Source organism: Leptolyngbya sp. AS-A5 (assembly GCF_039962495.1).
GTDB lineage: Bacteria > Cyanobacteriota > Cyanobacteriia > Leptolyngbyales > Leptolyngbyaceae > Leptolyngbya.
On sequence record NZ_JAMPLL010000062.1, the window covers coordinates 1 to 12,243 of the forward strand.

The following is a 12,243-nucleotide window of genomic DNA, read 5'->3' on the forward strand; positions in this document are numbered from 1 at the left end:
CAATTGCTTTGTCAACATTCTCGGCGGCTTGATTGCCTACTGCCATCAACCGAAGAAACCGTCCATTGCGCTCGACCACAATCTGCTGCTCCCGGCTTAACCCGAACTCAGGTTAGTTACCATTTAACGACATGATTTTACGCTAGCTTCATGAAGTTTTTCTTAATTTCATAACAGTATTTTTAGTTGTCTTCCATGCAAATAGCTTCATTTGATTTTGATAAAGTATGAACGCTCTGCAGAAGTTTTAATACACTTAAAGTCAAGCGTGATTCATTTAAGACTTAATTCTAGTACGGGGAAAATCCGTGTCTTGCCCTCGCATAGGGCATGAAATATAAGTTTGCCAACTGGTCTAAAAATTCCGTTAAACGATCGCTACAAAGTGAAAGGTGAATTGTCGTCGAAACTAAGTCTATTTTCAACGGATTTTATTATGGATACCTGAAATGGAACAGTATAAGCCCTCAGATACAGACGGTTACTCCACTTCTCACCGAATTGTGATTGTTGGAGGTAGGTTTGGGGGTTTATATGCTGCTAAAGCCTTGGGACGTTTTAAACACATTGAAATTAAATTAGTCGATAAGCGTAATTTTCATCTTTTTCAACCATTACTCTATCAAGTCGCAACGGGAAAGCTTTCCCCTGGAGATATCTCGTCCCCCTTACGCTCAATTCTCAGCCATTACCGTAACCTTAAAGTGCTGATGGATGAGGCAATAGATATTGTCCCCCAGCAAAATCAAGTAATTCTAAAAACTGAAGCCCTGCCTTACGACACCTTGGTTGTGGCAACTGGTGTTAGTCACTATTACTTTGGTCAGGATCAATGGGCAGGGGTAGCACCCGGACTCAAAACTGTTGAAGATGCGATCGGAATGCGACGACGAATTTTTCGAGCGTTTGAAATCGCTGAGAAAGAAACTGATCCAGAAAAGCGCCGAGCTTGGTTAACGTTTGTGGTTGTGGGTGCTGATCCCACGGGAGTAGAGCTAGCTGGCGCTTTAGGCGAATTAGCTCACTATGCGTTGAAACATGATTTTCGCAACATTGAACGAGAGAAACTCAGGTTTTGTTATTAGAAGGGCTAGATCGTGTCTTACCGTCTTATCCTCCTGAGCTTTCAACTGCTGCTGCAAAATCTCTCGAAAATTTAGGCGTTACAGTACAAACACAGTCCTTTGTGACAGGAATTACGGAGGATACGGTTATGGTTCGCTACGGAAAACAAGCTGAGACAATTCAGGCCAAAACGGTGCTTTGGGCAGCAGGCGTTCGCGCTTCAGGAATGGGGAAAGTACTGGCTGAGCGGACAGGTGCAACGCTCGATCGTGTAGGGCGAGTGATCGTCAATCCTGCCTTAAGCATGTCAGGACAACCAAACATTTTTGTTGTTGGAGATCTTGCTCATTACAAGCACCAAGGTGATCAACTTTTGCCAGGAGTTGCTCCCGCTACCATGCAGGAAGGCGCTTATATCGCTAAATTAATTCGATATCGTCTGCAAGGACGAGAATTGCCGTCCTTCCACTATTCAGATGTCGGAAGTTTAGCGGTGATTGGACAGAATGCCGCTGTGGTTAACCTGGGCTGGTTAAAGCTTTCTGGGTTCCTGGCTTGGCTAATTTGGGTGTTTGCCCATATTTACTACTTGATTGAGTTTGATAACAAGCTGATTGTGATAATCCAGTGGTCCTGAAATTACTTCTACTTCAGCCGCCAGGGAGCCTCTCCCTGATTACACAGGAGGAAGATCCGTTAAATCATTCAGAACTGGGAGGGAAGCTTGACTGACGTAGTGATAGGTCTAGATCTGGGGACTGGAGGAGTGCGAGCGATCGCGGTTGATCTGCATGGGCAACTCATTGCTCAGGCAACAAAAAGTTATCCCCTGTTCACGCCACAACCCGGTTGGACGGAGCAAGATCCGACAGATTGGGTAGAAGCTAGCTTGGAGGCTTTATCAGACATTGCTCAACAGCTTGGTGAAAATCACGCGATCGCCCTCGGTTTGTCGGGACAAATGCACGGTATGGTTCCGCTCGATGCAGAAGGTTATGTGATCAGACCCGCGATTTTATGGAATGACCAACGGACTGGAAAGGCGGTGGAGGCGATCGAAGCCACAATTTCCCGCCAAGAATTAATTCAACGAACTGGCAATCCTGCGATCACAGGATTTCAGCTTCCAAAGCTCATCTGGTTGCGAACGCAAGAGCCACAGGCCTATGCCCAAATTCGGCAAATCTTGCTGCCCAAGGATTATTTGGGCTATGTATTGACTGGATCAGCCGTTACAGAACCCTCCGATGCTTCAGGAACAGGCTGTTTGAACTTAGCGAATCGACAGTGGGACATCGATATTCTGAATGCGCTTGAGATTAATCCAGCATGGTTTCCACCTGTAGTGGAGTCCACCGCAATCGCTGGACGCTTGAAACCAGCGATCGCAACACGCGTGGGGCTACCAGACGGATTACCAATCGTTGCTGGAGGGGGTGATAATGCAGCAGCCGCAATTGGGTTGGGAATTTCAGCCAGTAATCTGAATCGAGGTAGTCTGAGTATCGGTACGTCGGGCGTGATTTTTGCTCCTCTGGAGCGTCCCATCCCTGATCCAGAGGGGCGAGTGCATTTGTTTTGTCATGCCGATGGAGGCTATCACTTGCTGGGTGTGACGCTAGCAGCAGGTGGCTCGTTGCGTTGGTATCGAGAAACGATCGCTCCTCAGATTGCCTTCACGGATCTGATGCAGTTGGCGGAGAGTTCACAGCCCGGTGCTCGTGGTGTTTTATTTCTGCCTCACCTTGCGGGAGAACGCAGCCCTCACCTTGATCCAGAAACTCGCGGTGCCTGGGTAAATTTAGCCTTAGCACATTCGCAAGCTGATCTCATCCGGGCTGTACTGGAAGGTGTTGCATTCAGTCTACGAGAAGCCTTGGACAGGATTCACGAAATAACTCCCATGAAGCAACTCTTGGCAACGGGGGGAGGGGCACGATCGAGCGTTTGGTTGAAGATCCTAGCAGATGTGCTGCAAACAGAATTGATTGCGCCCAAGGCTGAAAAAGGTGCTGCTTATGGAGCTGCAATTCTAGCAATGGTAGGAGTTGGGGCGTATTCCAATTTAGAGGCTGCATTCAAGATTCTTCCCCAAGCTGAAGACGTTGTACAGCCACAGAAAAATCTAATATATGAGTCTGCATTTCAGAAATATCAGCAGTTATATGAAGCCCTGAAAGCAGTGCGTTGAACAGCCCGCTACAATCAACGGCAATTCACATTATTGATGCAGCACTAACAAACCAAGCATTTGAAAAAGTGATTGATAAACGAGTGCTGCAACCCGATTGCGGGCAAATCTTTAGAATATGGATAACCTATTAATCTCCACCCTTGATAAATTCTTGGTTTATGTTCTATTGCACTTACACTTTGGCAAGAATTGCTTCAGCAACCGCTTTGTCAGTGACCAACCCTGTAATGAGCTTGCCACGCATGGCGGCTAGAATGGCTTCTGCCTTTTTTTCACTACCTGCTACACCGATGACTAGACGCTGAGCTGGTTGCTGCAAGGGAACGCTGGCTACTCGACTATTGATTCCTTCTTGTAATAAAACTCCGTCGCGATTATATGCCCAGCCTGCAATCTCTCCAACTGCTCCCAGCTCAATCAATTTAGCAACTTCTTCATCGTTAATAAAGCCGTCTTGATGGAGTGGGGCATTCCAGGCAACATGGCTAATCCCAACAAATGTTGCTTTAGCTTGCTCTGCTAAGGTCTTTACGGTAATAAACGATCGCTGTGTCTGTAATAGCTGCCGTTCCTCAATGCTGGTAGCAACAACCGGAGTGGGAACAGGATAGGCTTGAGAACCGACGCGATCGGCTAGATGCATTACAACCTCATAACGACCAGCACGTCCATAGTGGGATAGGTTGCCAATGATGGAGATGATTTTGTGTTGGGGTTGATCCATTGCTGGAATCTGTTCCACCATTGCACGCAATGTCCGCCCAGAAGAAAATGCCAGAATGGTTGGAGCTTTTGCGAGCAAATAAGTCTCTAGGTAATTAGCAGCACATACCCCAATCCCAATAAGGTCGTCAATTTTGCTGATATCACTGGGTACTACTTCACACAAGGACAATTGGAATTTGTCCCGTAATGATTCAGCCAACTCTATGCACTCCCTTAAAGGATGGTCAAGGCGAAACTTGATCAGTTTTTCGCTAACAGCCAACGCAACTAGGCGTTGAGCAGCCTGGCGGGAGACATTGAGCTTATTGGCAACTTCTTCTTGAGTATTGCCACCAATGTAATAGAGCCAAGCTGCATGAGCCGCGAGATCCAGTTTTCGATCGCGTCGCTCAAGAAAAGGTTCTTTCATATCTCATCATCCAGAAAAAAGCATCTGCCTAAAGAGCATTTTGAGCTTATGTCCAGGGCTAAAGCATTTGCTCAAACTGCTTTGTTAGATTTATCACATTTCTCTCAAAGAAATCTACTAAAGCAATCCTTCTTCGAGAAGCAGGAAAAGAAATTTGCGATCATACAGTGTCTACTCAAAATCCTGCGATCGCTATTGACCTCCCGTAATGTCCAGATTAAATCCTGTAATGTAGCTCGCTTCATCACTCATGAGAAAAGCAACCCCGTTGGCCACCTCTTCTAAACTGCCTAGACGGCGCATTGGCACTGAGTTGATCATTTGTTGTTCTACAACTCCGGGATCCGGATCAAAATATTGAGAACCCACTGCTGCCTGCAATTCAGTTTGTCGTGTCCACATTACGCTGGGGCCAATTAGTGACGGAGAGAGCGAATTTACTCGAATTCCGTAAGGTGCTAAATCCTTTGCAGCGGTTTGAGTCATGCCAATCACTGCAAACTTGGAAGCTCCATAGGCCAGCATGTTCGGAGGTCCGTCAACTCCCGCATGACTGGCCATATTGACGATCGCGCCGCCCCCTGAATCACGGAGATGCTGAGCGGCAGCTTTTAGAACGTGAAAAACGCCAACTACATTGATATCAATAACCTTTTGAAAATCATCCTCTGGATAGCCATCAGTTTTGGCGAATGCTCCTTGATAGCCAGCATTATTGAAGACGTAGTCAATCTGTCCAACCTGCGCTACAGCACCAGAAAACGCTTTTGCCACGCTGTCTGCAAGCGTCACATCACAGTGAAATGCACCAAGCGGAACATTGTACTCCTTTAATTCCTGCACCACCTCTGCCATTTTGGTTTCATTCAAATCCAGCAAAACCACTCCAGCACCATTGCCTGCAAAACGTTGTGCCGTTGCTTTTCCAATATCTCCAGCACCGCCTGTAATTAAGATAGTTTTTCCCTCAAACGAATAAGTTGCACTTGCGGCCATGGTCTTATCTCCTTGTTAATCAAGAATTGTTTCAAATATCAATGAACGATTTAGTTTTAGAACTGAGGTCAGTATGATTTCTATTATTGAGCTTTTGCCCAAAAGCGGAGCAGAAAATCAATATTACTTGCTCGATCGTTAATATAAGGAGCTAGCGATGCGCACACCTCGCTTCGCCAAGATCATCGTTGTATTCCTGATTGGCATGATGTTGACACAACTGTTACATGCTTGTTCGTCAGGTTCGCAAGCGGCAGAAAAAACAAGACTCACGATCGCCACAGTCAATAATGGCGACATGGTGATCATGCAGGGGCTTTCCAGTCACTTTGAGAAAGCTAACCCCGATATTCAACTGAGATGGGTAGTGTTGGAAGAAAATGTGTTGCGCCAGCGGGTCACAACTGATGTTGCTAGCCAAGGTGGGCAATTTGATGTTTTGACGATCGGTTCTTATGAGACACCGATCTGGGCAAGACGCGATTGGCTAAGACCATTAAATCTGCCTGCTAGCTATGATGTAAACGACCTGTTGAAACCAATTCGAGAAGGACTTTCCAATGACGGCAAACTCTATGCTGTGCCGTTCTATGGCGAAAGTTCGATGCTTTATTACCGCAAGGATTTATTTCAAAAAGCAGGAATTACAGTTCCTGAACAGCCCACCTATCCTCAAATTAAAGAGTGGGCAAGTAAAGTTCATGATCCCAAAAATGGGGTTTATGGCGTGTGCTTACGGGGTAAACCGGGTTGGGGTGAAAATATGGGATTCATTTCAACGCTTGTGAACACCTATGGAGGTCAATGGTTTGACATGAAATGGAATCCAACAATTAACACACCCGCTTGGAAAGAAGCGATCAACTACTATGTGGATCTGATGCAGAACTATGGTCCACCTGGAGCAAGTTCTAATGGATTCAATGAAAATTTAGCCTTGTTCTCGACAGGCAAGTGCGGAATGTGGGTTGATGCAACCGTTGCGGCGGGACTACTCTCGAACCCGAAAGAGTCCAAGGTGTATGACAAGCTAGGCTTTGCTCGTGCGCCGATCGAGAAATATCCTAATGGTTCAAACTGGCTCTGGGCATGGGCTTTGGCGGTTCCTAAAACCTCGAAAGCACCAGAAGCAGCAGAACGGTTTATTGCTTGGGCAACCTCGAAGGAGTATATCCAACTGGTCGCTGACCAAAATGGTTGGGTTGCTGTACCACCGGGTACGCGCACTTCCACCTATCAGAATCCTAACTATCAAAAAGCTGCTCCTTTTGCCTCGATCGTGCTGCGTTCTATCCAATCTGCTGATGTTACCCGTCCGGCTGCTCAACCAACGCCCTACAAAGGCATTCAGTATGTGGATATTCCAGAATTTCAGGCGATTGGATCATCGACTGGACAAACGATCGCGGCGGCGCTGACCCGTAGTACCTCTGTCGATCAAGCGTTGCAACAATCCCAAAGCACAACGGAACGCTTCATGAGACATACAGGCTACATCCAGTAGGAACAGATTTAACAACAGCTTTCAAGATTACTAATGGCTAGAAAATCTGTTCTTACTTTCTGAGCAACGTGGTTCAAAAACAATTAATTTGCGGTCTTTAAAGCTATGTCTTCAATAGTTGTAGAACGTCACCCCGAAACACAACCCCCTAGACAGCGAACTCATCGTCAGGCATCAACCTTACCGCTAATTGCGCCTTCCGTCATTACTCTGCTGCTCTGGATGATTGTGCCGCTGGTGATGACCATCTGGTTTTCTTTCCAGCGATATAACTTATTAAATCCAGGTGCACAGAAGTTCGTTGGGATTGAGAATTTCACCTTTATCCTGAGTGATGCGGGTTTCTGGATTTCGATTGGGACTACGATCGTTCTCGTCGTTGCAGTTTTGGCGATTACGATCGGTCTCGGTACATTACTCGCCGTCCTGTTTGACCAAGACTTTCCCGGTCAGGGAATTGCGCGGGTACTTGCTATCTCTCCCTTCTTTGTCATGCCCACAGTCAGTGCATTGGTTTGGAAGAATATGCTAATGCACCCAGTCAATGGGCTGTTTGCTCAGATTACAAGAGGGTTGGGCTTAGGCGCGATCGATTGGTTCGCTAACTTTCCATTGCTAGCAATCATCATCATTGTGTCGTGGGAGTGGTTACCCTTTGCATTGTTGATCTTATTGACAGCGATTCAGTCACTTGATCACGAACAGCTAGAAGCGGCTCGAATGGATGGTGCAAATGCGATCGCTCTGTTTCGGTTTGTAATGTTACCACACCTCAGTCGTGCGATCGCCGTAGTGGCAATGATTGAGACGATCTTCTTCCTCACCATCTTTGCGGAAATTTTCGTAACGACTGGAGGTGGTCCTGGTTTAGCAACAACTAACTTAGCTTATTACATCTTCCTGAAAGCACTCCTGGAATTTGATGTGGGCGGTGCTTCAGCGGGTGGCTTGATTGCCGTAATTCTGGCAAACATCGTCGCAATCTTCTTGTTGCGGAGTGTTGCTCGTAATTTGGATACTTAATTGGGGCACTTAAAATGGCACGTAAAAATTCTCGTAAATGGCTATGGGCAGTGCTTGGCTGGTTAGCTGCTTTACTCCTGTTTTTCCCAATCCTCTGGATGTTCATCACGAGCTTCAAAACAGAAGTTGCTGCGGTTGCCACACCGCCTCAATTATTCTTCCAGCCAACATTGGAAAACTATGCGACGATTCAGGATCGAGCGAATTATGCCAATTATGCGTTTAATAGCATAGCAGTTTCCCTCGGTTCAACAATCCTTGCACTGCTGCTTGCTATCCCTGCTGCCTATGCGATGGCATTCTTCCCAACCAAGCGCACCAAGACAACCTTAACCTGGATGTTGTCCACCAAAATGCTACCGTCTGTTGGTGTCCTGGTTCCCATCTACATCCTGTGCCGAAATGCTGGACTGCTAGACACTCGCCTTGCCTTAATTATTATCTACACATTGAGCAATTTACCGATCGTGGTTTGGATGATCTATAGCTTCTTCAAGGATGTCCCAAAAGAGATTCTCGAAGCCGATCGCATGGATGGCGCAAGTACCCAACAAGAGCTTCGTCATGTGTTGCTTCCATTAGCCTTACCGGGAATTGCCTCCACTGCATTGCTGTCGATCATTCTGTCTTGGAATGAGGCTTTCTGGAGTTTGAACTTAACGACCGCAAGTGCAGCCCCGTTGACTGCATTTATTGCATCATTCTCTAGTCCTCAAGGATTGTTTTGGGCAAAACTTTCTGCTGCATCAACCTTAGCGATCGCACCCATTCTCATCTTTGGATGGTTGAGCCAACGACAGTTAGTTCGAGGTCTCACCTTTGGTGCCGTCAAATAGCATCTGCTTGTTTGTAATCATTGATAGGAGCAGTTCATGTCTACAGTTACTTTAAGAAATATCCATAAACGGTACACCGATACTGAAGTCATCAAGGGCGTTGATCTAGACATTAACGATCGTGAGTTTGTTGTGTTCGTCGGTCCCTCTGGCTGCGGAAAATCAACGTTACTTCGGATGATTGCGGGATTGGAAGAAATCTCCTCTGGCGATCTGTTCATCGATGGACAACGAGTGAATGATGTGCCACCGGACAAGCGCGGATTGGCAATGGTGTTCCAGACCTATGCGCTCTATCCCCACATGACAGTGGCAGAAAATATGGCATTCAGTCTACGGCTCTCCGGTATGCCAAAAGCGCGACGACTGGAACGGGCGCGAGATGTTGCTCGTATCCTTCAATTAGAACCCCTCTTGAATCGGAAACCGAAAGAGCTATCGGGTGGTCAACGTCAACGGGTCGCGATCGGTCGGGCACTCGTTCGGAATCCGAAGGTGTTTTTGTTTGACGAACCCTTGTCAAACTTAGATGCAGCTTTGCGAGTGCAGATGCGGCTAGAACTATCGAGCTTACACGATAGCTTGCAATCTACAATGATTTATGTGACGCACGATCAGGTAGAAGCAATGACGCTTGCCGATAAGATTGTTGTCTTGCAGAGCGGCATTGTGGAACAGGTAGGGTCGCCACTGGAGCTATATCATCATCCCCGGAATCTATTCGTGGCTGGATTTATTGGTTCACCTAAAATGAACTTTCTCCCAGTTACAGTATCAGCCGTCAATGATTCCGGTACAACAGTTCAACTTCCAGGCGGTACTCGCGTCACAATTCCAGTTAGACCTGGAAGCCTCTCCACTGGAGATAGCGCAACCTTAGGAATTCGACCAGAGCATTTAGGACTAGATCACAACAATCCAACCTTAACAGGTGAGGTACTTGTGGTAGAACAACTGGGTGGAGAAACATTTCTCTATGTCAGGATTGCTGGTGGTGACACATTGGTTGTGCAAACTGATGGTGACAATCCTAGTCGTACACACGATCGCGCATTTATCCATGTGAATGGCGAACTTTGCCATCTGTTCAATCAAAACGGTGAGGCTGTTCCCAAGGCTCGTCGTCACCATTTAACACTGGATGACTCCCATGAACCACAATATCAAAACAGAATCAGCCATCAAGCTGAATGAAGCATCACTTGCTCGTTTAGCAAGTGATGTTCGCATTCCCCAATACGATCGTCATCAAATCACGAATGGAATTGTCCACATTGGTGTAGGCGGATTTCATCGAGCCCATCAAGCGCTTTATCTTGACGATTACTTTCACCAGCATCCCAACAGTGATTGGGGCATTTGTGGAGTTGGCTTGCTGGAATTCGATCATCGGATGCGAGATGCTTTGAAGTCACAAGATTGCTTATACACCTTGGTGGAGCGATCGCCCGAAAGCGATAACGCTAGGGTCATTGGTTCTATTACACAGTACCTATTCGCACCAGAGAATCGGCAAGCTGTGATTGACGCATTAGCCCATCCCCAATGCCGTATTGTGACACTCACGATTACAGAAGGAGGTTACTACTATATCGAGGGCAGCGGTGATTTTGATGTCAATCACCCAACGATTCAGCATGATTTACAACATCCAGATGAACCCATTGGTGTATATGGCTTTTTGATTGCTGCATTAGATCAGCGTCGTAAACAGGGATTAGCGCCCTTTACTGTCCTGTCTTGTGATAACTTGCAGGGGAACGGCAATATTGTCAAAAAAGTGCTAACGACTTTCGCAGAAATGCGCGATCCAGAGTTGGGTCGTTGGATTGCTGACCATGTTGCCTTTCCAAACTGTATGGTCGATCGCATTACTCCCGCTACCACTCCATCGGATATCGAAATGGTTCGGCACCAGTTTGGCATTGAGGATGCTTTTCCAGCCGTTGCCGAACCTTTTCTTCAGTGGGTGATCGAAGATAACTTCTGTTCAGGTAGACCAGAACTCGAAGTGGTGGGCGTTCAATTTACGAATAATGTTCATCCTTACGAGATGATGAAAATCCGCCTGCTCAACGCTAGCCATCTGCTCATTGGCTACCTAGGCACACTGATGGGTTACTCCTATGTCCATGAAACGATGGCAGATCGGTTAATTCGACAAGCAGTTGAACAGTTGATGGAGGAAGTGACATCCACCCTTCAGCCTGTTCCTGGAATTGATTTGGACAACTATAAAGAGACGTTGATTGAGCGATTTGCAAATCCCAAAATCCGAGATCAGCTTCCACGCTTGTGTCTCAATAGTTCTGCTAAGTTACCGAAGTGGGTGCTCAGTTCACTGCGGGAGAAACTACAGCAGGGTGGATCAATTGACTATTTAAGTTTGACGATCGCTGCTTGGTTCCGCTACTTAAATGGGCTGAATGACCAGAGGAAGCCAATTTCAATTGATGATCCAATGGCAGACGCCCTAACTCAGCGTGCCCAAGCAGATGGTTCCGATCCCAGTAGCCTCCTCAGGCTATCTGAACTTTTTGGCGATCTCCCACAGTCCTCGCGTTTCGTTGAGACAGTCACGAATCATCTCCGCAATCTATATGACGTCGGAGCAAAAGAAACCTTAATAGGGCTGCTTCAAGTTCATATTATGAGGTGAAATGTATTTAGAGGTCATTGGATAGTATCGGAGGGCACCAACCCAAATAGCAGTATACGGAGAGATGACAAGTAAATGAACGCTTCTGATATTTCTGGCAGAAATTTGTAGTCTTCACTTAAGCGTCAGTATCACCCAAGCCTCTTACCCCGTTCCGTATAGAGGGAAAGCCTCCTTCAGGTCTATGTGCTCAACGATCTAACGACACGCAATCACTTTGAAACTGCAAGCAACCAGCTGAACAGACTCAGGACCAGGAGCCATGGTGTAACTCAATTGCACCAAGTTTTGTTGCACTAGTACGATTGCTCGAGGCCAAGTACATTAGTGATGTTCTATGACGCTCTTATTGAGCATTGGGTGATCCCTGAAAGCCTTACCCAGAAACGACAAAACCCCCTGCTAGAGGAGGTTCTATCAATCGGAGCGGCGGGATTTGAACCCACGACCCCTACTACCCCAAAGTAAAGAAAATATTGTAAAAACTGTTTACTCACAGCGCTTTTTATCTTCTATTCAGACTGGTACAAAAAATATTCTAATTTCTATAGTGTTCTTATAGAAATTAGAATATTTTTTGTACCAGTCTGACTTGTTTGAATTCAAACATTTGAGATCGCCCTCAATCTGGGAACGCTGAACCTGTTCCTTATCCGCCGGCAATGGAAGGAATCGATTTTTGAATGAACTCTGAACCCGCGATTGTCGAACCCGCGACCGCTCCATGGCTGATCCTGGTGTTCATGTTTGGGCTCCACGCCGTACTAGCTTGATTACGGTACTCTGAAGCCTGGAGGACCTTTGCTCACTCATTTCGCTGAGCGATTGCTT

General features: G+C 46.6%; 8 protein-coding genes and 1 pseudogene. 7 read left to right on the forward strand and 2 right to left on the reverse strand.

Going from position 1 to position 12,243, the window contains the following annotated elements; all coding sequences use genetic code 11:
• Positions 1-449 precede the first annotated feature (449 nt).
• Together NC980_RS25560 and xylB are read left to right on the forward strand one after the other, a co-directional pair.
• Positions 450-1,699, forward strand: a pseudogene (locus NC980_RS25560) (NAD(P)/FAD-dependent oxidoreductase); the annotation flags it as partial.
• A 90-nt stretch (positions 1,700-1,789) separates the two neighbouring features.
• The gene (xylB, locus tag NC980_RS25565; RefSeq protein ID WP_190376509.1) at positions 1,790-3,256 is read left to right on the forward strand and encodes a xylulokinase; all 1,467 of its coding nucleotides are present in this window, start codon (positions 1,790-1,792) and stop codon (positions 3,254-3,256) included.
• Positions 3,257-3,431: 175 nt separating this feature from the next.
• Here the strand turns inward: xylB and NC980_RS25570 are convergent, their stop codons facing one another.
• The gene (locus NC980_RS25570) at positions 3,432-4,394 is read right to left on the reverse strand and encodes a sugar-binding transcriptional regulator (protein WP_190376510.1); all 963 of its coding nucleotides are present in this window, start codon (positions 4,392-4,394) and stop codon (positions 3,432-3,434) included.
• A 192-nt stretch (positions 4,395-4,586) separates the two neighbouring features.
• Complete coding sequence (locus tag NC980_RS25575) at positions 4,587-5,390, reverse strand: SDR family NAD(P)-dependent oxidoreductase (RefSeq protein ID WP_190376511.1); 804 nt, start codon at positions 5,388-5,390, stop codon at positions 4,587-4,589.
• Positions 5,391-5,547: 157 nt separating this feature from the next.
• On the opposite strand from NC980_RS25575, the gene NC980_RS25580 reads away from it, so the two are divergent.
• From NC980_RS25580 to NC980_RS25600, 5 genes are all read left to right on the forward strand, one after another.
• Positions 5,548-6,894, forward strand: coding sequence for a sugar ABC transporter substrate-binding protein (locus tag NC980_RS25580; RefSeq protein ID WP_190376512.1), 1,347 nt, complete (start codon positions 5,548-5,550; stop codon positions 6,892-6,894).
• 105 nt (positions 6,895-6,999) lie between these two features.
• The gene (locus NC980_RS25585) at positions 7,000-7,917 is read left to right on the forward strand and encodes a sugar ABC transporter permease (protein ID WP_190376513.1); all 918 of its coding nucleotides are present in this window, start codon (positions 7,000-7,002) and stop codon (positions 7,915-7,917) included.
• Between the two features lie 14 nt (positions 7,918-7,931).
• Positions 7,932-8,753, forward strand: a complete 822-nt coding sequence (locus NC980_RS25590; protein ID WP_190376514.1) for a carbohydrate ABC transporter permease — start codon at positions 7,932-7,934, stop codon at positions 8,751-8,753.
• Between the two features lie 36 nt (positions 8,754-8,789).
• Positions 8,790-9,947, forward strand: a complete 1,158-nt coding sequence (gene ugpC / locus NC980_RS25595) for a sn-glycerol-3-phosphate ABC transporter ATP-binding protein UgpC (RefSeq protein ID WP_190376515.1) — start codon at positions 8,790-8,792, stop codon at positions 9,945-9,947.
• Positions 9,904-11,412: a mannitol dehydrogenase family protein gene (locus NC980_RS25600; protein WP_190376516.1), complete on the forward strand. Its 1,509-nt coding sequence runs from the start codon at positions 9,904-9,906 to the stop codon at positions 11,410-11,412. The genes ugpC and NC980_RS25600 overlap by 44 nt, the downstream gene beginning before the upstream one ends.
• The last annotated feature ends 831 nt before the right edge of the window (positions 11,413-12,243 follow it).